The sequence below is a fragment of the Rhizobacter sp. P2_H2 genome, assembly GCF_056403375.1.
In genome coordinates this window covers 1-20172 of record NZ_JBFUFP010000010.1, presented here as the reverse complement: position 1 = coordinate 20172, position 20172 = coordinate 1, and the positions used below count along the sequence as shown (strand labels likewise).

The window sequence follows — 20172 nt, the reverse complement described above, 5'->3', positions numbered from 1 at the left end:
GCCGCAGGTGCCGCGTGAAACGACTCTTTGATCGCCTGAAGCGCGGCGGCGACGACACGCCTGCGGTGTCGAAGGAAGACGCGGGCCTCAGCGAATCCGGCTTCTTCTCGACCCAGTTCGCCGACCGCGCCGAAGACACGCAGGAGCTGGCCACCTGGGCCGCGCGCGCACCGGCGGTGGGGGCCACTCCGATCGAGCGCAAGCAGGCCGAGCCGCTGTTCGCCCGGCTGTGGGGCGCCGACCGCTATGTGGCGGCGTTGAGCCCCGACGAGCTGCAGCGCATGAGCCAGTACCTGCAGTTCGTGCAGGTGCCGGCCAACAAGGAAGTGATCGGCCAGGACGAGCAGGGCGACTACATGCTGATCGTGCTCGACGGCACGCTGGCCGTCGACCGCATCCAGCCGTGGGGCGGGCGGGCCCGGCTGGCCGAGGCGCGGGCCGGCGACATGCTGGGCGAGATGTCGCTGCTCGACGCGGGCGCCCGCTTCTCGGCCTGCACCACGCTGACGCCGTGTACCCTCGCGGTGGTGGATGCACAGCGATTGGATGAGATGATCATGTTCGAGCCGCGACTCGGCCTGGCCTTGCTGGCCTCGCTGTCGCGGCGTTTGTCATTGCGTTTGCGGCAGGTCAGCGCCCGGCTGAGTGCCTTGTTGTCCAGCACCTGACGGGCCAGAGGAAGCATCATGGAAAGAGACCAGGCATCGAAATTCGTCAACGACCTGCTGCGCCTGATGGTGTCGCGCAACGGGTCCGACTTGTTCCTCACCGCGGACTTCCCACCGGCCATCAAGGTCGACGGCAAGGTCACCAAGGTGTCGCCGCAGCCGCTGACCGGCCAGCACACGCTGGCACTGACGCGCTCGGTGATGAACGACAAGCAGGCCGCCGAGTTCGAGCGCACCAAGGAGTGCAACTTCGCGATCTCGCCGCAGGGCATCGGCCGCTTCCGCGTGAATGCCTTCGTGCAGCAGGGCCATGTCGGGCTGGTGATGCGGACGATTCCGCAGACGCTGCCAACCATCGACAGCCTGAACCTGCCGCAGGTGCTGAAGGACGTGACGATGACCAAGCGCGGTCTCGTGATCTTCGTCGGCGCCACCGGCTCGGGCAAGAGCACCTCGCTCGCGGCGATGGTCGATTTTCGCAACGAGAACTCGTACGGCCACATCATCACCATCGAAGACCCGGTCGAGTTCGTGCACCCGCACAAGAACTGCATCGTCACGCAGCGCGAGGTCGGCCTCGACACCGAGGGCTGGGCCCAGGCGCTGAAGAACACGCTGCGCCAGGCGCCCGACGTGATCCTGATGGGCGAAATCCGCGATCGCGAGACGATGGAGCACGCGGTGGCGTTCGCCGAGACGGGCCACCTGTGCATGGCCACGCTGCACGCCAACAGTGCCAACCAGGCGCTCGACCGGATCATCAACTTCTTCCCCGAGGAGCGCCGCGCCCAGCTGCTGATGGACTTGTCGCTGAACCTGAAGGCGCTGGTGTCGCAGCGGCTGCTGCCGCGCCAGGAAGGCCGCGGGCGGATCGCCGCGGTGGAGATCATGCTGAACACGCCGCTGATCTCCGAGCTGATCTTCAAGGGCGAGGTCTCCGAGATCAAGGAGATCATGAAGAAGTCGCGCGAGCTGGGCATGCAGACCTTCGACCAGAGCCTGTTCGACCTCTACGAGAACCACCTGGTGACCTACGAAGACGCGCTGCGCAACGCCGATTCGGTGAACGACCTGCGGCTGCAGATCAAGCTGAACAGCAACCGCGCGCGCAGCAGCGACCTGTCGGCCGGCACCGAACACCTGACGATCGTCTGAGGACGCGCCCCCGATGAGCACCAAGACCTACGAGCCGATCGCCGCGCAGACCGTGGCCTTCCTGGGCCTGGGCGTGATGGGCCACCCGATGGCCGGGCACCTGGCGCGCGCCGGGCACCGCGTGACCGTCTACAACCGCACCGCGGCCAAGGCGGCGCAGTGGGTGAAGGAGTACGGCGGGGCGAGCGCCGCGACGCCGAAGGCCGCGGTGGCCGGCGCCGACCTGGTGTTCGCCTGCGTCGGCAACGACGACGACCTGCGCGCTGTGACCACCGGGCCGGACGGCGCCTTTGCCGGCATGAAGCCGGGGGCGATCTTCGTCGACCACACCACCGCCTCGGCCGAGGTGGCGCGCGAGCTCGATGCCGCCGCCCGAAAGCTCGGCCTGCACTTCATCGATGCACCGGTGTCCGGCGGCAACCTGGGCGCGATCAACGGCGCGCTGACCGTGATGTGTGGCGGCGAGGCCGGCGCGTTCGCGAAGGCCCAGCCGGTCGCGATGGCGTTTGCGAAGGCCGTCACGCTGCTCGGCGAGAGCGGTGCCGGCCAGCTCGCGAAGATGGTGAACCAGATCTGCATCGCCGGGCTGGTGCAGGGCCTGGCCGAAGCGGTCGCGTTCGGCCAGAAGGCCGGGCTCGACATGAAGGCCGTGCTCGGCGTGATCGGCAAGGGCGCCGCGCAGAGCTGGCAGATGGACAATCGCGGGCCGACGATGATCGACGGCAAGTTCGACTTCGGCTTCGCGGTCGACTGGATGCGCAAGGACCTGGGCCTGGTGCTCGACGAGGCCAAGCGCAACGGTGCGCGGCTGCCGGTCACCGCGCTGGTCGACCAGTTCTATGCCGACGTGCAGGCCACGGGCGGCCAGCGCTGGGACACCTCAAGCCTGATCACAAGGCTGAAATAGCCCACCCCCGAAGCGCCTTCGGCGCCTCCCCCTCAAGGGGACGCCGCTGGCGGCCCGGCAAAGCCGGTTCCGCGGCGGCTGCTGGATCGGTCAGGGCTTGTTCGACGAGGTGGCGGGCTTCGGCGGGTCGGCCGGGCGCAGCCGCGCAAGTTCGTCTTCGGAGACGATCTCGAACACCCGCACCACCTTCTGCACGCCGCTGATGCTGCGCGCCAGGTCGGTCGCGCGGTCGGCCTCGCGCTGCGTGACAACGCCCATCAGGTAGACGGTGCCGCGCTCGGTGACCACCTTGAATGCGTTGGCCATCACGTCGCGCGCATCGATCAGCGTCGCCTTGACCTTGCTGGTGAGCAGCGCATCGCTCGCGCCGCTGCGGCTGAAGGTGTTGCTGCCGGCCAGCGAGATCTCGTTGACGACGGTGCGCACGTTCTCGAGCTGCGTCACGGCCTGTTCGGCGGCGGCCTTCTCGGTGTCGGTCTGCACCTCGCCGGTCAGCAGCACCATGCGGTTGTAGCTGGTGATGCTGACGCGCGACTTCTGCTGGTCGGTGACCTCGCTCAGGCGCTTGCCGCCCTTCAGCTCGATGGACTGGTCTTCGATCTGGGCACCGGAGGTGCGGCGGTCGGTCGCGACCAGCGTGCCGCCGACCATCGCGCCGCCGATGAAGAAGGCGGCGCAGCCGGACAGGCTGGAGGTGGCCACGACGGCGGCCACGACGACGGTGAGGGGAGAAAGACGGGACGAGAGAGACTTCATGTGTTTTCCTGTTCACCCAGCAATTGCAGATCGACCGCATCGCACAGGCAATGCAGCGCGAGGATGTGGACTTCCTGGATGCGCGCGGTGCGTTCGTGGGGCACGCAGATGTGCACGTCGGTTTCGGTGAGTTCGCCCGCCATCTTGCCGCCACCGCGGCCGGTGAGGGCGATCACGGTCATCTCCTTCGCGTGGGCCGCCTCGACGGCGGCCAGCACGTTGGCGGAGTTGCCGCTGGTGGTGATCGCGATCAGCACGTCGCCGGGGGCGCCGAGCGCCTGCACCTGCTTCGAGAAGATCGCAGTGAAATCGTAGTCGTTGCCGATCGCCGTCAGGATCGACGTGTCGGTCGTCAGCGCGATCGCGGCGAGGCCGGGGCGTTCGCGCTCGAAGCGGCCGACGAACTCGGCCGCGAAGTGCTGGGCATCGCTCGCCGAGCCGCCATTGCCGCAGGCCAGCACCTTGCCGCCGGAGGTGATCGAGCCGACGACGGCACTGACGGCATCGGCGATGGGACGGGAGAGGATCTCGGCCGCGGCGTACTTCAGGTCGGCGCTGTCGAAGAATTGTTGCTGGATTCGTTGTTCAAGCATGGGCATGGATCATATGACACGGGTGCACCAGCTTGGTTCCGAGGGGTGTGACCGCCCGCTCAGCCCCTTTCAACCTGCGTCGAAGGCCGCTTTCAGCCACTCCAGGTGCTCGCCGTCGATGGCCACCACGTCGAAGCGGCAGGGCGGCAGTGTCGGGCAGGCGCGCAGGAAATGGTGCGCCGCGAAGATGACACGACGTTGCTTGACGCCACCAACGCTTGCCGCCGCGCCGCCATGGCCGAGCCGGGCGCGGGTGCGCACCTCGACGAACACCAGCGTGCCGTCGCGCTCGCGCAGGATCAGGTCGACCTCGCCGCCGCGGGCACGCGGGCCGGCCGCGACCCGATAATTGCGCCGCACCAGCACGAGGCCATGACGCAGCAGGTGCGCGAGCGCCCGTGCCTCGCCGTCGTCTCCCACCTCCTTCGTCGTCTGGACCATCGTGACCCTGGACTCATCGTTGTTGCTGAAGGCTGCCGAGGCGGCGGCGGGCGCGCAGCAGTATCCCGCCGGCGCGCTCTATGTGGTCGCGACGCCGATCGGCAACCTGGCCGACATCACGTTGCGCGCGATCCACGTGCTGTCGCTGGTCGACGCGGTGGCCTGCGAGGACACGCGGCACAGCGCGCAGCTGATGCGCCACCTGGGGCTCGACAAGCCGCTGTTGGCGGTGCACGAGCACAACGAGCGCGAGGCGGCGCAGGCAGTGCTGGCGCGGCTGGCGCGCGGCGAGCGGGTGGCGTACGTGAGCGATGCGGGGACGCCGGCGGTGAGCGATCCGGGGGCGGTGCTGGTGGCTGCGGCGCAGGCGGCGGGGTATCGGTGCGTGCCGCTTCCCGGGGCCAGCAGTGCGTTGGCGGCGTTGAGCGTGGCGGGGGATGCTGTCACTGGCGGCTTCGAGTTCATCGGCTTTCTTCCGCCCAAGGGCAACGAAAGAGCCCAGGCCATGCAGGCGATCGCGATGCGCGCAAACGCGCAAGTGGTGTTCGAAGCACCCCACCGCATCGAGAAGTTGGTGAAAGGCATCGCCGATGCATGCGGCGACCGGCTCGTCACACTGTGCCGCGAGCTGACCAAGCAGTTTGAAAGCATCGTGACCTTGCCAGCCGCAGGTCTTCCGGCATGGATGGCCGAGGACGAACACCGCCAGCGCGGTGAGTTCGTTCTCGTGGTCCACGCCCGACCCGTTCAGCATGATGAATCCGCCGCAAACAGCGAAGCAACACTCAAGCTCCTGCTGGCTGAATTGCCGTTGACACAGGCCGTGTCATTGGCCGCCACCATCACCGGCGCCTCCCGGAATGCGCTCTATGCACGGGCATTGGCGATGCGGGAAACCGATTGAAGCGCGGCGATGTGAGCCGAGAGATCAGACCTTGTCGGTCTGCACTCGTCGATGCTCGGCGGTGCTTCTGGAGGGAGAGCCTGGGCTTTCAGGCGGCCCATCAAGCACGTCCCACTCCTTGTCGTCAGGAAAGTCTTCTTGAGGGCTCTTTGCGATGGCCTCGTCGAGTTCCTTGAGTGTTCCAGCGACTACCAACTTCTGGCTCTCCAACTTCGTGAGTTCCCGTCTTGTCCGATCAATGCGTTGTGAAAGTTGCTCATACTCCTTTCGCGACTCGCGCCTTGCTTCGCGAAGCTGAGTTGCATCGGCCGACTGTATGAAGCCGGACATCCGCTGAATGGCATCCAGGTTTCGTGTGTTCTGCTGGAGCATCGCCAAGTCGTCTCTGTACATCCTTTTCAGATGACGCGATTTCTCAATCGACGCGGGAGACGTCACTGGCAAGGACTTGCGCTTTCCCTGGGGTTCGCCCGGACGGATGATCCGAAGCGCCCCTTTCGGCGGCACTTGCCTCGCGAGTCGCGGACTCGACGGTTCACCCGAGTTGCCTGGGGATGACGTTCGTTGCTCCGACACAAAATCGCTCGAGATCTGGCGTGGTATGACTTGCGTGTCCAGTTCACTTTCAGGGCGAATGAACTCGGATTTCAACTCGCCGGACTCATCCAACCTGGGTTGCAGAATCTTCCAGGCTATCAACGCCTCTTCCGGCAGTTGCGGAGGCTTCGCTTCGTCGCTGGGAGGCCCTCTATGCCGTCGAGACGACTTGACCTCCAATGACTGCTTGACTTCCGACTCGGCACTGCGCCGCTGCTTCCTTGTCTTCTTCGACAGTTCCTTGCTCTTTTTCTTGTCCGCCTTCGAATCGGTGGGATGCCCGTCCGTTCGCCGGGTCTTTGCCGCGTCTGACTTTCGCTCTAACAAGAAGATCTCCTGACAACAGGTCCATGGGTGACTGCCGTGCCGGACGCCCCGGCCTCGCCTGAGTAACCACCGCGCGGTCACAGTTCCCAAAGGCCTTCGCTCGACCGAGAACCGACCCCCTCCTAGAATGCCCCACCACCCACAGGAGCCGCCATGATCTCGCGCGAACCCACCCTCGAACGACTGGTCGTCGCCCGCTCGCTGCTGCTCGAACCCTTCGGCCTGACCGATGCGACGCTGGCCAAGGCCCTGCAGGCCATCGCGACGCACCGCATCGACGACGCCGACCTCTACTTCCAGTACACGCGCAGCGAAGGCTGGAGCCTCGAGGAAGGCATCGTGAAGAGCGGCAGCTTCGGCATCGACCAGGGCGTCGGCGTGCGCGCGGTGGCCGGCGAGAAGACCGCCTTCGCCTACTCCGACGACATCTCCGAGGCCGCGCTGCTCGATGCGGCCGCCACCGTGCGCACCATCGCCGCGGCCGGCCAGAGCCRCACGGTCAAGATCACCGGCACGCCGAAGATCGCCGGCAGCCGCGTGCTCTATGCGCCGATGGACCCGATCGCCACGCTCGACAGCACGCAGAAGGTCGCGCTGCTGGAGCGCGTCGAGAAGCTCGCCCGCGCCAAGGATCCGCGCATCAAGCAGGTGATGGCCGGCATCGCCGCCGAGTACGACGTGGTGCTGGTGGCCCGCGCCGACGGCACGCTGGCCGCCGACGTGCGGCCGCTGGTGCGGCTGTCGGTCACCGTGATCGCCGAGCAGACCATCGCCGGCGAGATGCGCCGCGAGGTCGGCTCCGGCGGCGGCGGCGGCCGCTTCGGGCTCGGCTACTTCCACGACAACATCATCGAGAGCTACGTCAACGATGCCGTCAAGGCCGCCCTCACCAACCTCGAATCGCGCCCGGCCAAGGCCGGCGAGATGAGCGTCGTGCTCGGCCCGGGCTGGCCCGGCGTGCTGCTGCACGAGGCCATCGGCCACGGGCTCGAAGGCGACTTCAACCGCAAGGGCTCCAGCGCCTTCAGCGGCCGCATCGGCCAGCGCGTGGCGGCCAAGGGCGTGACGGTGCTCGACGACGGCACGCTGCCCGACCGCCGCGGCTCGCTGAACGTCGACGACGAAGGCAACGCCACGCAGCGCAACGTGCTGATCGAGGACGGTATCCTGAAGGGCTACATCCAGGATTCGATGAACGCCCGCCTGATGGGCGTCGCCCCGACCGGCAACGGCCGCCGCGAGAGCTATGCCGCGGTGCCGATGCCGCGCATGACCAACACCTACATGCTGGGTGGCGACAAGACCAAGGAAGAGATCATCGCCGGCCTGAAGCGCGGGCTGTACGCCACCAACTTCGGCGGCGGGCAGGTCGACATCACCAGCGGCAAGTTCGTGTTCTCGGCCTCCGAGGCCTTCTGGGTCGAGAACGGCAAGATCCAGTACCCGGTGAAGGGCGCCACGATCATCGGCAATGGGCCCGACGCGCTGACCCGCGTCAGCATGATCGGCAACGACATGAAGCTCGACACCGGCGTCGGCGTGTGCGGCAAGGAAGGGCAGAGCGTGCCGGTGGGGGTCGGCCAGCCCACCTTGCGCATCGACAAGATGACGGTGGGCGGGACGGCCTGAGCGCGGCGCCCGGGCAGGGCACGGAGAGYGGTTCTACACGTTGGAGGCGCTGGCCTCCGACAAGGCGAGTTCACGGGCCTTGTGCTGCCACTTGGCCAGCTTCTGCTCTTCCGCTGTCAGAAGTTCTCCGAGTTGCCCGACTTTCTTCGCATGCTCGGCCGCTTTGCGCTCCGCCTTGCTGTGCGATACCCCTTCGGTCTCGACTGTTTCGGTGGCAGAGATCAACTCCAACGCGGGCAGCTTCTGGATACTGACAGTGCCGCGCTTTTGCCGAGCCTCGACTTCCAACTCCGCAACGGAAACTTTAAGCCCCTGGAGCACCTCCTCCAGTGAAAATGTCGCGTCCCCAAACACCTTCTTGGCGTCAACGTCGCCGCCCTCGGCAGATTCAAGTACGTCGCCCGGTGCCTGAAGCGCGGCTCGGCGCCCAAGCTCTGCTTTCAATCTCTGAATCGCGCCTTGACATTCTTCGGTGCCGCCTTCGTTGAGATTCTCCAGGAGGGATGCTCGCGCATCCAAGTCCAACACGCGCTGTTGCAGCGTGCTGATCTCGGCTCTTGCCGCGGCTGCCTGGCGCTTGTATTCCTGCGCGGCCTGTCCCAGACCGGCGCGGCTCCCCTCCATGCGCTCCAGCTTTTGAAGCGCCTCCTTGATTTCTTGCTCTGAGGCGCCCTGCATCGATCCCAGCAGGCTCTCGATGAGATTGTTGGTGCGACTCTTGCCCAGTGTCAGCTTCTCAGCGGCGGGAGTACCCCTCGGCGAGTGAACCGAAGATGTCCACGCGTGTCTCGGGCTGGTGGTATCGGCCCCATTCCTCCACTGATTGAACGTCGGCAACAGGGAGTCCGAGTCGGACGGCTGGGAGGCAAAGGTGGCGCGTTTTTCAGTGGACAGCGCTGTCGGTCGATCAATGGATAGATTCGTCCCAGACAGGTCCAATGTGTGGCGAGCGTTCTTCTTGCTCGTCTTATTACGATGGAGCAAGTCGTTCTTCTCCTTCGACCTCGGGCTCTGCACCTTGCTTTCCGCACGATCTTTCTTTTTGACTCCGGGTGGGGGCCTCATTGCTTTCTCTTGATTGGCAAGCCGTCGCGGCCCTGCATTGATGAGTGACTGCGATAACCGGACTCGCCCTGACTGCTGATGACTCTCGATATCGCATCGCGTGAGTAACACCGCCTCGAAGGGCGTTCCGTGCATCGCCTCACGTTTCGGGCCGTGCCAGCAGTGCGTCGAATTCCTTCGCGAGGTTCTCCACTCGGGCCGCAGACGCTTCGATGCGAGTCTCCAGCGCTCGCACGTACTTTGTTGCGGCACGGAGCTCGAGCTTCAACGTGCTGGTGGTTTCGAGCTCCCCGTTGAGCCTTTCCCGACAGGCCAGCAGCTGATTCGCACGGCCGGACGATTCGAGGTGCTCCCGCAACACAACGCCTTGCTGCTGCACCTTGTTCAATTGCAGGAGCAGCTGTTCGGCAGAGGCATCGTCATTGCGCGTCATCGCACCCTCGATCGCGCGCAAGAGCTCGTCTTCGTCTCGACGCTGCCGTGTCCGCCGTTCGTCAGATTCCGGGTCGATCGTGGGCCTCCGTGGTGACTGCAGGCCCGAGTCAAGCGTTGCACGAGCGTTTTGACGCTCCTTCTGGCCCAATGCCTTGCCATCAGGCTGCGCGCTCGTCCGACCTCGGATGACGAAGTTCTTCAGCGACGGCCCGCGAGACGAGGGGAGTTTGCCGGGGGGCTGGCCTTCCATGGTCAGGTTCCTTTCCTGAGGTGTCGCTGCAGCAAGGCGTGCATCCGCCTGCCCGCATTGGTAACGACACCGCCAGGCCGGTTCCCCTCTTGCCCTCTCTCTTGCCCCTCCTACACCACCCGCACGCTCAACACCGGCAAGCCCGCGATCTCCCCCTGCATCACATCCCCCGGCACCACCGGCCCGACGTTCTCCGGCGTGCCGCTGAAGATGATGTCGCCGGGCTTCAGCTCGAAGGCCTGCGACAGCTTGCTGATCTGCTCGGCCACGCTCCAGATCGTCTGCTTCAGGTCGGCGTTCTGCTTGAGCTGGCCGTTCACCTTCAGCGTGATCGAGCCCTGCGTGAAATGCCCCACCTGCGCCACGCGGTGGATCGGCCCGATCGGCGCCGAGCGGTCGAAGCTCTTGCCGATCTCCCACGGCTTCTTCTCGTCGCCCATCGCGCGCTGCAGGTCGCGGCGCGTCATGTCCAGCCCGATCGCATAACCGTAGACCAGATCGAGCGCCTGCTCCGGCGGCACGTTGCGCCCGCCGCGGTGCAGCGCCGCGACGAGCTCGATCTCGTAGTGGTAGTTCTTCGTCAACGGCGGGTACGGGTGCTCGGCCGTGCTGCCGGGCGCCACGAACTGCACCGCGTCGCTCGGCTTCTGGAAGAAGAACGGCGGCTCGCGGTTCGGGTCCGACCCCATCTCGCGCGCATGCGCCGCGTAGTTGCGGCCGATGCAGTAGATACGGCGCACCGGGAACAGCTCGGTGCTGCCGACCACCGGCAGCGTCGGCTGCGGCACCTCGAACGCGGTCTTCGCGCCGCCGGCCGCGCGGGTGTCGGTGGCGCAACCGGCCACGGCGCCCAGGCCCATTGCCGCGCCGGTGGAAATCAGGTGTCGTCGGTCCATGCGTGTCTCCTGTCTTGTTGGCAAACCGCCATTGACCCGCGCCTGCGCGGCGCTGTCAATTTCCCCGCGACGGCGAACACCTGTGCAAAAAACGAGCTTGACGGCCGATCGGGAGGCCGTGCTACATTCGCGCCCATGCGTTTCGTCCCGTCCTACTTCTTTGCCTACTTTTGGTTCTCGCACCGCCCGGCGGAGGAGAGGTCAGCGCGTAGGCTGTAAGACACAAACGCAAAGAACTCACCAAACCGCCGGGTCTCCCCGGCGGTTTTTTTTTGCCCCCGCAGTTTTCACCGTCCATCCCAGCAGGAGATCACGCTCATGAACGCCAAGTCCGCCAGCGCCACGGAGGGTTGGTATGCGCCCATCGACAAGACAGGCCAGACCGACGACGAAAGGATCCAGGACGTGACTCCGCTGCCCCCGCCCGAACACCTGGTTCGCTTCTTCCCGATCCGCGGCACCGCCGCCGAAACGCTGATCGCCGACACGCGCCAGCGCATCAAGAACATCGTCGCCGGCCGCGATGACCGCCTGCTCGTCGTGATGGGCCCCTGCTCGATCCACGACCCGGTCGCCGCCGTCGACTACGCCCGCAAGCTGCGCGAACAGCGCCTGAAATACGCCGACACGCTCGAGATCGTGATGCGCGTCTACTTCGAGAAGCCGCGCACCACCGTCGGCTGGAAGGGCCTGATCAACGATCCCTACCTCGACGAGAGCTACCGCATCGACGAGGGCCTGCGCATCGCGCGCCAGCTGCTGACCGAGATCAACCGCCTGGGCATGCCGGCCGGCAGCGAGTTCCTCGACGTGATCTCGCCGCAGTACATCGGCGACCTGATCTCATGGGGCGCGATCGGCGCGCGCACCACCGAGAGCCAGGTGCACCGCGAGCTGGCCTCGGGCCTGTCGGCGCCGATCGGCTTCAAGAACGGCACCGACGGCAACATCCGAATCGCCACCGACGCGATCCAGGCCGCGGCCCGCGCGCACCACTTCCTGTCGGTGCACAAGAACGGCCAGGTCGCGATCGTCGAGACGCGCGGCAACCCCGACTGCCACGTGATCCTGCGCGGCGGCAAGACGCCCAACTACGACGCCGTTCACGTCGAGGCCGCCTGCAAGGACCTCGAAGCCGCCAAGCTGAACCCGTCGCTGATGGTCGACTGCTCGCACGCCAACAGCAGCAAGCAGCACGAGCGCCAGATCGACGTCGCGCGCGACATCGCCGGCCAGGTCGCCGGGGGCAGCCGCCGCATCTTCGGCGTGATGGTCGAGAGCCACCTGAACGCCGGGGCGCAGAAGTTCAGCGCCGGCAAGGACGATCCGGCCCAGCTCGCCTACGGGCAGAGCATCACCGACGCCTGCATCGGCTGGAACGATTCGCTGACGGTGCTCGACGTGCTGCACCAGGCCGTGAAGGCGCGCCGCCGCTGAACGGACGGGGCCGACCCCGCGTCTGCGCATGTAAGGTCGGTCACGCAGATGTAGCGCGGGTAAGCCCTGGCAAGAAGTCTGGCTGCAGCAGGCCGGATCGGGTGCAATCGACGTCCGATCCACTTGCCCGGGGGCACGCCATGACCACGCCGCACCGCATTCGCAGCAGCCTGCTGGCCCTGACGCTGGGTGGCGCGGCGCTGCTGGCCTCGGCAGTGACGCCGGCGGCCGAGCCCTCGGCCAAGGACAAGGCCGCGATGGAAGCCGTGTTCACCCGCGTCGACGTGAACGGCGATGGCAAGCTGTCGCGCGAGGAGGCCGAGCGCCTGCCGGTGATCGCATCGATGTTCGACAAGCTCGATGCCGACCACGATGGCCAGCTGACGCTCGCGGAGTTCGCGGTCGGGTACTACGCGGCGCCCTGACGGCGCCGCTCAGTCAGCGTCTCTGGCCAGCCGCTCGCTGCGCCAGTACACATCGTCGCCGCCCAGCCCGTCGAGGTTGGCGCGGTTCAGCACGCGCGCCAGCACGAACAGCAGGTCGCTCAGCCGATTCAGGTACTGCCGCGGTTCGGCACGCACCGCTTCCTGCGCCCCCAGCGCCACCACCGCGCGCTCGGCGCGGCGCGCGATGGTGCGCCCCACGTGCGCGATCGCCGCGCTGCGCGTGCCCGCCGGCAGGATGAACTCCTTCAGCCGGGGCAGCGCCGCATTGTGGTGGGCCAGCGCCTCGTCCAGGCGCAGCACCGCATCGCCCTTCAGCAGCTCGTAGCCGGGGATCGACAGCTCGCCGCCGAGGTTGAACAGCTCGTGCTGGATCACGACCAGCAGCTCGCGCACCTCGTCGGGCAGCGGCTCGGCGAGCAGCACGCCGAGCGTCGAGTTCAGCTCGTCGACATCGCCCATCGCCTGCACGCGCAGGTGGTCCTTCGGCACGCGCGTGCCGTCGCCGAGGCCGGTGCTGCCGTCGTCACCGGTGCGGGTGGCGATCTGGGTGAGTCGATTCGCCATGCTCAGGGCTGCTGCTGCGGCTGCGCCTGGATCTGTGCCGCCTTGGCTCGCATCACGTACTGCTGGTAGGCCGGCAGCGCGATCGCCGCGACGATACCGAGCACGATGAACGCCGGGAAGACCCAGGCCAGGATCTTCACCGAGCGGGTGTTCGGCGGCGGCGGTGCACCGTACTCGTTGCTGCCCGGCGTACCGGCCTTGAAGAGCCAGATCAGCGCGACGAACGGAATGATCGCGAGCAGCACCGTCCAGCCGCTCCAGCCCATGTCGTGCGAGCGTTGGATCATCATCATCACGGCCCAGACGGCATAGACGATGCCGACCACGCCGTACACGGCCACCATCACGAACGGCGATTGCGTCACCGCCGCGATCACGCCGGCCACGATGAACACCGGCAGCATCAGCAGGTAGCTCGCACCGAGGTAGGCGAGGTAGCGCAGGCGGCCGATGCGCCCGCGCGCCGACCACAGGTTGATCGGCTGGACCTCGCCCGATGCACGGTCGATGTCGGCGACGGCCGCGCGCGGCGGTTGGTACGGGTTGGCGGACGGATTGGCGGTGGCCATGCAGGGGTTCTCCTCGGGATGATGTGGTGTCGTAGGCCGGGGATCGGCGCGGCCATCGTAGCGGAGCCCTCGTGTCGCGCCTAGCACCCCGAGTGGGGATTCTGGGGGGATGACGCGAGCGGATGGGGGCCGCTACAGCAGCCGCGAGCGCTTCACCGCGTGGTACCGGTTCACCAGCGCCACCGGCAGGTCGCGCGGCTCCACGTCCACCGACAGCGCGTCCTGCCCGGTCACGCGCCGGAAGGCATCGCGCCGCGCCTGCTCGAACCAGTGCGCGCCGGCCACCTCGACCGCCCGCTCGGCCACCCCCAGCGGCTGGCCCGCGATCTCGCGCAGCACCCGCTCGCGCAGGCTCGCCACCAGCACCAGGTGGCGCGTGCGCATCAGCTTCAGCGCCGGGGCCAGCTCGGCCGCATCCTCGTCGCGGAAGTTGGTCAGCATGATCACCAGCGCCCGCTTGCGCTGCAGCCGCATCACGTCGCGCGCCGCCTCGAGGTAGTCGGAGTGGTCGGTGCCGGGCTCGATGTCGTACAGCCGCGCCATCATCGCGTTCAGCGTCGCCGCCCCCTTGCGCGGCGCGAAGCGGCGCTGCTGCCCCGGCGCATGGCCGAAGCTCAGCGCGCCGACCTCGTCGCCCTCCTTCAGCGCAACGTGGGTCAGCAGCATCAGCGCGTTCAGCGCCTGGTCGAAGTGGCCGCCGTCGGCGCTCGTCGCCCCCTCGTCGGCCCGCATCCGCCGGCCGCAGTCGAGCAGGAACAGCACGCACTGGTCGCGCTCGTCCTGGAACTGCCGCACGATCGGCCGGCCGTGGCGCAGCGTCGCCTTCCAGTCGATGTGGCGCACCGGGTCGCCGCTCTGGTAGTCGGCAAGCTGCTTGAAATCAGTGCCCTCGCCGCGCTGCGCATAGGTCTTGATGCCGATCTGCGACAGCCGCCGGTCGCCGGCCAGCCACGCATAGCGCGCGACCGCCGCGAAGTTCGGGTACACGTGCAGCAGCTGCGGCTCGCCCAGCAGGTGCAGCCATTCGAAGCTGCCGCCGCGCGAGCGCAGCCGCAGCTGCGTGCCGCCGAAGCGCACCCGGCCGCGCCGGCGCGGCGTCACGCGGTAGCGCAGCTCGATGCGCCGGCGCCCCGGCAGGCGGAACGTGCGCGGCAGGCCGTCGAAGTCGAGCGTGCCGTCCAGCTCGTCGAACACGCTGCCGCGCCAGCCGAGGGTCGCCGTGTTGACGAGGTTGAGCACCAGCTCGCGCGGCACGCCGATCGCGAGCGCCTGCGGCAGCCGCCGCTCCAGCCGCAGCGGCGCGCGCGCCCAGCTGCGGCGCGTGTGCCACAGGTCGGCCAGCGCCCAGGCCAGCCCCGCGGCCGCGAGCACGCCTGCCGCAACCGACACCCATGCCGACGGCACGCCGGCCAGCAGCGCCACGGCACTCGCGAGCGCGGCGGCAGCCACCGCCATCACGGCGGCGCGGCTCGGGATCAGGCGCAGGCGCATCGGCGGCCGTTCACAGGCGCGGCGCGGCCACGCTGTCGACCATCGCGGCCAGCAGCTCGCCGAGCGCGCGGCCTTCGAGCTGCGCATCGGGCGCCAGCATCACGCGGTGGCGCAGGGCCGGCAGCGCATGCTGCTTCACGTCGTCGGGCGTCACGAAATCGCGCGCCTGCATCATCGCGGTCGCGCGCGCCGCACGCACCAGCGCGATCGCGCCGCGCGGGCCGGCACCGGCCGACAGGCCCGGCCACACGCGCGTCGCCCGGGCCAACCGCACCGCGTAGTCGAGCACCTTGTCGTCGACGCGGATGAACGACACCAGGCGCTGCAGCGCGAGCACCGAGCGCTCGTCCAGCCGCGGCGTGATCGCGTCGAGTGGCAGCTGGTCGCCGGCCAGCTGCTCGGTGGTGCGGCGCACGATCGCGGTCTCCTCGTCCTGCGACGGGTAGCCGATGTCGATCTTGAACAGGAAACGGTCGAGCTGCGCCTCGGGCAGCGGGTAGGTGCCCTCGGTGTCGACCGGGTTCTGCGTCGCGAGCACCATGAACGGCTTGTCCAGCGGCAGCGTCTGCCCCTCGATCGTCACCTGGTACTCCTGCATCACCTCCAGCAGCGAGCTCTGCGTCTTGGCCGGCGCGCGGTTGATCTCGTCGGCCAGCAGCAGGTTGGTGAAGACCGGCCCGCGGTGCACGCGCAGCGCGCCGACCGGCGAGCCCTCGTCCGCGCGCGCCTCCAGCACCGCATGGCCGGTGATGTCCGACGGCATCAGGTCGGGCGTGAACTGCACGCGCGCGTAGTTCAGCGACAGCGACTTCGCCAGCGTGCGCGCAAGCAAGGTCTTGCCGAGGCCGGGCACGCCCTCGATCAGCACGTGGCCGCTGGCCATCAGCGCGACCAGGCATTGGTCCACTGCCTGCTGCTGGCCGACGACGGCCTTGCCGACCTCGCTGCGCAGTTCGTTCAGCAGCTCGGCGGCACGGGTCAGGTCGGTGGGTTTGATCTGCATGGAGGGTCCTCAGGAAGCGGTGTGCGGTGCGGCCAGCCGGCGGCGTGCGGTTTCCAACAGTTCGAGCACGGGCGGCAGGTCGATGCGGCGGCGCGGAATGCCGCGGTCGAGCGCGAGGCCGAGCGCCGCGGCGTCCAGCCCGGTCAGCTTCGCGATCGCCGACGCACGGGCGCTGCGCTCCAGATCGTCGTAGCGCATCACATGCAGGCGCGCAGTCTCGTCGAGCGCACGCACCTGCGCCGCGTGCAGGCCGAGCGGGCCGTGGCGCCACAGGAAGCGCGCGGTGCCGGTGACCTGCTCGACCATCGAGCGGCGGCCGGGCGGCGTCGGCACCGTCAGCGGGCCGAAGCGCGGCGCGGCGCGCCACCAGGCCAGCAGCAGCGCGAGGCCCGACAGCAGCAGCGCCGCCGCGCCGGCGCGCCAGAGCCAGCTCGTCAGCGGCGTGCGCGATTCCTGGTCGATGATCCACAGCCGCTGCCCGGGGCGCAGCTGCAGCGCGGCCGCGGCGATCAGGCCGTTGTCGCCGCGCGTCAGCATCCGGTTGCCGCGCAGGTCCCAGCCGGCCAACACGGTGACGCTGCCCCGGCCGTGCGGCACGCGCAGCACCTCGATGCCGCTCTCGGCATCGAGCTGCCAGGCTGCCGGCCCCTTGGCCTGGATGCGCGGCCACGGCGGGTGGGCGCAGCTCATGAAGCGGCGCGATGGCGGGAAGGCCGGCGCCACCGCGTCCGGCTCGGCCACCGAGCGGCACGGCGGGCCTTCCTGCAGCTGCTTCACGATGCGCTTGACGTCGGGCGAGCCGCCGGCCGCCGGGCGCGAGGCCTGCGCCGCGGGTACTGCAGGCGCCTCCTCATCCTCGTCTTCATCCTCGTCGTCCGGATCTTCCGTCGTGCGCGCCCCCGATGCCGCGTGCGGCGCCGCCGGCTTGACAGGCTTGACGATGCGCACCGGCAGCCAGCTGCCGAGCTCCGACTCGGCCAGGTCAGTCGCCGGCACCACCAGTTGACCGCCATCGGCCACCCAGTCGCGCAGCCGCTCACCGCGGCCGGGAAAGATGCCCCACTGCCAGGTCGCGAGGTAGACGGTGGCGCCGGCCGGCGGCATCTGCGCCAGGTCGGTCGGCCGCTCGACCGTCGCACCGAGCCGGCGCGCCAGGTCTTCCAGCGCGAGCATGTCGTTCTTCGCGGCCTCGGGCGACGGCGGCTTCGCCGTGTCGACCTCGACCCACTCGGTGCACGACGCGAGCCACAGCAGGCCACCGACCAGCACCGCGGCGATGCCGGCGCGCAGCAGGTTGTCGCGGGTCAGCAGCGTCATGCGGCCTCCGCCACCGGGGCCGGCGCCTGCAGGCGCGCGTCGAACTCGCTGCACAGCGCCAGCACCTCGTCGGTCTGCGGCAGCCGCGCGCCATACACCGCCAGCTGCCACGCACCGACCAGCCGCGCGACGTACCCGGCCGGCTCGGCGCGCAGCCGCGCGCGCGCCAGCGCCACGCACTCGCCCTCGGTGCTGGCAGCGCGGATCGGCAGCGCATGCACATGCACCAGGCGCGACAAGGCGCCGCGGTACAGCAACGACAGCGCGGCCCGCTGCTCGCCGCGCTGCCACAGCGCCGCGGCGGCCGCGCCGATCCGGTCGGGCAGGCTCTCCGGGCGGATGTCGAGGTCGCGCACGTGGCTCGGCAACGGGGCGGCGCGCTGCGGCAGCGCACCGGCGCGTTCGCGGATCCAGTAGCGCAGCCCGACGATCAGCACCGCCACCAGCACCGCACCGATCGCCCACACGACCAGTCGCCCGGCCGCGGTCATCCAGCGCCCGAACTCGCCCAGCCACTTGAACCAGGCCGGCATGCCGGACGGCGGCTCGGACTTCTTCGCCTCCGAATCGCGCTCCTTGAAGCGCCAGGTCTTCTGCTTCTGCGTGCCGCCGAAACGCGGGTCGGCGCGCAGCGTGGCCAGCTCGGCCTCGACCGCGTCGCGCGATGGGCGGCCGTCCGCGGCCACCGGGACCACGATGGCCGAAGCCGCCGGCGCCGCCACATCAGCCGGCACCTGCTGGGCCTGCACCTGGGCCCCCAGCAAGGCCAGCGCCAACCCCCACGCAGCGCTAGAACGCACGGCGGAACTCCTGCTCGATGTCCCAGGCCTCGAGCTGCACGCGGCGGTTCAGGTACATCGCGAAGCCGGCACCGACATAGAACGGCTCGAGCATCAGCACCACCAGTGCATAGCCGCTGGCGGTGGCGAACGACGACGACAGGCTGCCGCCGGTGAACCAGTCCCACGCCATGCTGCGCAGCCCCTCGGGCAGCAGCAGCGCGATGAAGGCCATCAGCCCGATCCCGAGGAAGGCCTCGGCATGCGCGAACGCCAGGTGCATCATGCCGGCCGGCCCGCGCTGCGCGCGCAGCATCAGTGCGCGCCGCTGCCGCCGCGCCTTGCCGCGCTGGCCTTCGAGCTGGTAGATCGGCTGCGTGTACGAGCGCCACGGCGACAGGCGCCGCCACGTCAGGCTGGTGAACAGCTGACTCCACCAGACCTCGCGCTGCGCGCGCCACAGGTCGGCGAAGCGGGTCGACTGGCCGAAGGCCGCGCGCGACAGCACGAACAGCACGCTGCGGTCCATCCAGGGCTTGAGCCAGAAGATCAGCACGCTGGGCAGCCAGCTCGCGATCTCGACGCTCGACAGCGCGAGCAGGAACACCGCGGCGAACACCGGCGTGCAGGTCGCCCACACCGAACGCGCATGGGCCTGCACCAGGCGCACGCCCAGGTCGCCGGCCTCGTGCATCGGGCGCGGGCGCAGCTCGACGGCGATCGCATCAACCTGCATCCAGGCCCTTCTCATCGGCGGCGCGGCGCGGCCGGCCCTGCCAGCCGAGGTAGGCGATCACCAGCGCCCAGCAGGCCGCGCCGACGCCGTACTTGACCTGCGGCTCGACCCAGCGGGCCGACGACCAGAAGGCCTCGACCGCGGCAGCGATCAGCAGGAACGCGATCACGCCGTACATCACGACGATGGCGTGCGACGACGCATGCCGCAGCGCCTCCAGCCGCGTGCGGCGGCCCGGCGCGATCAGCGCGTGGCCGAGCCGCAGCCCGGCGGCGCCGGACATCACGATGGCGGTCAGCTCGAAGGCCGAGTGCGTGACGATGAACGAGTAGAACGCCTCGCCGTGGCCGCGCGCCGTCAGGTAGCCACCCACCGCGCCGCCCTGCAGCCCGTTGAAGACCAGGAAGAACGCGCTGCCGATGCCGCCGAACAGCCCCGCCGCGAAGCACTGGAAGCCGATGCCGATGTTGTGCTGGATGTAGTAGCCGAACATCTGCCAGTCGGTCTCGGCGCTGCGCGGCTTGCCGATCGGGTCGGCGCCAGGGCCGTACATCTGGTCGAAGTTGCGCACCTGCTGGGCGTCCATCAGGTGCAGGATGAAGCCGGGGTCGCGCCAGCAGGCCCAGCCGACGAGCAGCGTCGGCACGATGAACAGCAGCGCCGCCACCAGCAGGTAGCCGCGGTGCGCGCGCACGCTCTGCGGGATGTCGACCAGCAGCAGCCGGCGCAGCCGCCCGATGCCGAAGCCCGGCTCGTGGCGGCGGTAGATCAGCTGGTGCGCGCGGTGCGTGAGCTGCTCCAGGCGCTGCGTCAGGCCGATCGGGTAGGCGCGCGCCTGCGCCAGCGCCAGGTGCTCGCAGGCGCGGCGGTACAGCACGCTGAGGCGGGCGCCGTCGATCGGCGCGGGCTTGACCTTGGTGCGCGCCTTCTTGTCGGCCTGCTGGTCTTTCTTCTGGCGCGGGCGCGCGCCCTCCACGCGGTCGAGCATCGCCTGCAGCTCGTCCCACAGCGGCGTGTACGCGGCCTCGAACTGCAGCGGCGTCATCGGGCGGCGTCCCCGCGGCGGCCGAGCAGCCAGTGCGCGACGCCGAGCAGGCGCTGCGTGGCGTCAGGCGCACCGGCCCCGGCATCGGTCGCCGAGCGGGCCAGCACCGCCAGCTCGTCGAAGCGGGCCGGCGTGAGCCGCTGGCCGCGCATCGCCCAGTTG

22 protein-coding genes are annotated in these 20172 nt (G+C 68.9%); 7 read left to right on the top strand and 15 right to left on the bottom strand.

What is annotated here, in order from left to right:
* Positions 1–14: 14 nt before the first annotated feature.
* Genes AC1D15_RS02105 through AC1D15_RS02095 form a run of 3 tightly spaced genes read left to right on the top strand, consistent with a single transcriptional unit; the run spans position 15 to position 2730 of the window.
* Positions 15–668, top strand: coding sequence for a cyclic nucleotide-binding domain-containing protein (locus AC1D15_RS02105; protein ID WP_082004502.1), 654 nt, complete (start codon positions 15–17; stop codon positions 666–668).
* A gap of 18 nt (positions 669–686) precedes the next feature.
* Entirely contained in the window at positions 687–1823 is a 1137-nt protein-coding gene (locus AC1D15_RS02100; protein WP_465110378.1) for a PilT/PilU family type 4a pilus ATPase, read from the top strand.
* A 13-nt stretch (positions 1824–1836) separates the two neighbouring features.
* A complete protein-coding gene (locus AC1D15_RS02095) occupies positions 1837–2730 on the top strand; it encodes an NAD(P)-dependent oxidoreductase (RefSeq protein ID WP_477824741.1) in 894 nt (297 codons plus the stop codon).
* Between the two features lie 90 nt (positions 2731–2820).
* Here the strand turns inward: AC1D15_RS02095 and AC1D15_RS02090 are convergent, their stop codons facing one another.
* The 3 genes from AC1D15_RS02090 to AC1D15_RS02080 all read right to left on the bottom strand — a co-directional run bounded on the left by AC1D15_RS02090 (position 2821) and on the right by AC1D15_RS02080 (position 4520).
* Positions 2821–3486, bottom strand: coding sequence for a BON domain-containing protein (locus tag AC1D15_RS02090; RefSeq protein ID WP_477824740.1), 666 nt, complete (start codon positions 3484–3486; stop codon positions 2821–2823).
* Positions 3483–4079 (bottom strand): phosphoheptose isomerase, encoded by a 597-nt coding sequence (locus tag AC1D15_RS02085; protein WP_477824739.1) that lies wholly within the window; start codon positions 4077–4079, stop codon positions 3483–3485. The genes AC1D15_RS02090 and AC1D15_RS02085 overlap by 4 nt, the downstream gene beginning before the upstream one ends.
* Before the next feature lie 69 nt (positions 4080–4148).
* Positions 4149–4520: a YraN family protein gene (locus tag AC1D15_RS02080; RefSeq protein WP_477824738.1), complete on the bottom strand. Its 372-nt coding sequence runs from the start codon at positions 4518–4520 to the stop codon at positions 4149–4151.
* Positions 4521–4539: 19 nt separating this feature from the next.
* On the opposite strand from AC1D15_RS02080, the gene rsmI reads away from it, so the two are divergent.
* Entirely contained in the window at positions 4540–5424 is an 885-nt protein-coding gene (gene rsmI, locus AC1D15_RS02075) for a 16S rRNA (cytidine(1402)-2'-O)-methyltransferase (RefSeq protein ID WP_477824737.1), read from the top strand.
* A 24-nt stretch (positions 5425–5448) separates the two neighbouring features.
* Here rsmI and AC1D15_RS02070 read toward each other — a convergent pair whose 3' ends face one another.
* Positions 5449–6348, bottom strand: a complete 900-nt coding sequence (locus tag AC1D15_RS02070) for a hypothetical protein (RefSeq protein ID WP_477824736.1) — start codon at positions 6346–6348, stop codon at positions 5449–5451.
* A gap of 153 nt (positions 6349–6501) precedes the next feature.
* On the opposite strand from AC1D15_RS02070, the gene tldD reads away from it, so the two are divergent.
* Positions 6502–7977, top strand: a complete 1476-nt coding sequence (gene tldD / locus AC1D15_RS02065) for a metalloprotease TldD (protein WP_477824735.1) — start codon at positions 6502–6504, stop codon at positions 7975–7977.
* A gap of 33 nt (positions 7978–8010) precedes the next feature.
* On the opposite strand, the gene AC1D15_RS02060 is transcribed toward tldD, so the two are convergent.
* The 3 genes from AC1D15_RS02060 to AC1D15_RS02050 form a co-directional block, all read right to left on the bottom strand.
* Positions 8011–9042 carry a hypothetical protein gene (locus tag AC1D15_RS02060; RefSeq protein WP_477824734.1) on the bottom strand — a complete coding sequence of 344 codons (1032 nt, stop codon included), beginning with the start codon at positions 9040–9042 and terminating at the stop codon, positions 8011–8013.
* A gap of 139 nt (positions 9043–9181) precedes the next feature.
* Positions 9182–9727: a hypothetical protein gene (locus AC1D15_RS02055; protein ID WP_477824733.1), complete on the bottom strand. Its 546-nt coding sequence runs from the start codon at positions 9725–9727 to the stop codon at positions 9182–9184.
* A 110-nt stretch (positions 9728–9837) separates the two neighbouring features.
* The gene (locus tag AC1D15_RS02050; RefSeq protein WP_477824732.1) at positions 9838–10623 is read right to left on the bottom strand and encodes a fumarylacetoacetate hydrolase family protein; all 786 of its coding nucleotides are present in this window, start codon (positions 10621–10623) and stop codon (positions 9838–9840) included.
* Positions 10624–10941: 318 nt separating this feature from the next.
* On the opposite strand from AC1D15_RS02050, the gene AC1D15_RS02045 reads away from it, so the two are divergent.
* Together AC1D15_RS02045 and AC1D15_RS02040 are read left to right on the top strand one after the other, a co-directional pair.
* Positions 10942–12060 (top strand): 3-deoxy-7-phosphoheptulonate synthase, encoded by a 1119-nt coding sequence (locus AC1D15_RS02045; RefSeq protein ID WP_047508163.1) that lies wholly within the window; start codon positions 10942–10944, stop codon positions 12058–12060.
* A 140-nt stretch (positions 12061–12200) separates the two neighbouring features.
* A complete protein-coding gene (locus tag AC1D15_RS02040) occupies positions 12201–12485 on the top strand; it encodes an EF-hand domain-containing protein (RefSeq protein ID WP_047508166.1) in 285 nt (94 codons plus the stop codon).
* A gap of 9 nt (positions 12486–12494) precedes the next feature.
* Here AC1D15_RS02040 and AC1D15_RS02035 read toward each other — a convergent pair whose 3' ends face one another.
* From AC1D15_RS02035 to AC1D15_RS02000, 8 genes are all read right to left on the bottom strand, one after another.
* Positions 12495–13070, bottom strand: coding sequence for a cob(I)yrinic acid a,c-diamide adenosyltransferase (locus AC1D15_RS02035; RefSeq protein ID WP_047508167.1), 576 nt, complete (start codon positions 13068–13070; stop codon positions 12495–12497).
* Between the two features lie 2 nt (positions 13071–13072).
* The gene (locus AC1D15_RS02030) at positions 13073–13639 is read right to left on the bottom strand and encodes a DUF805 domain-containing protein (protein WP_477824731.1); all 567 of its coding nucleotides are present in this window, start codon (positions 13637–13639) and stop codon (positions 13073–13075) included.
* Positions 13640–13771: 132 nt separating this feature from the next.
* Positions 13772–15130, bottom strand: a complete 1359-nt coding sequence (locus AC1D15_RS02025; RefSeq protein WP_047508171.1) for a DUF58 domain-containing protein — start codon at positions 15128–15130, stop codon at positions 13772–13774.
* A gap of 10 nt (positions 15131–15140) precedes the next feature.
* The gene (locus AC1D15_RS02020; protein ID WP_477824730.1) at positions 15141–16133 is read right to left on the bottom strand and encodes an AAA family ATPase; all 993 of its coding nucleotides are present in this window, start codon (positions 16131–16133) and stop codon (positions 15141–15143) included.
* A 9-nt stretch (positions 16134–16142) separates the two neighbouring features.
* Positions 16143–17450: a DUF4350 domain-containing protein gene (locus AC1D15_RS02015; RefSeq protein ID WP_477824729.1), complete on the bottom strand. Its 1308-nt coding sequence runs from the start codon at positions 17448–17450 to the stop codon at positions 16143–16145.
* Entirely contained in the window at positions 17447–18250 is an 804-nt protein-coding gene (locus AC1D15_RS02010) for a DUF4129 domain-containing protein (protein WP_477824728.1), read from the bottom strand. The genes AC1D15_RS02015 and AC1D15_RS02010 overlap by 4 nt, the downstream gene beginning before the upstream one ends.
* The gene (locus tag AC1D15_RS02005; protein WP_465110362.1) at positions 18240–18965 is read right to left on the bottom strand and encodes a hypothetical protein; all 726 of its coding nucleotides are present in this window, start codon (positions 18963–18965) and stop codon (positions 18240–18242) included. Before AC1D15_RS02005 ends, AC1D15_RS02010 begins: the two co-directional genes overlap by 11 nt.
* A complete protein-coding gene (locus tag AC1D15_RS02000; protein ID WP_477824727.1) occupies positions 18955–20010 on the bottom strand; it encodes a stage II sporulation protein M in 1056 nt (351 codons plus the stop codon). Before AC1D15_RS02000 ends, AC1D15_RS02005 begins: the two co-directional genes overlap by 11 nt.
* Positions 20011–20172: the final 162 nt, after the last annotated feature.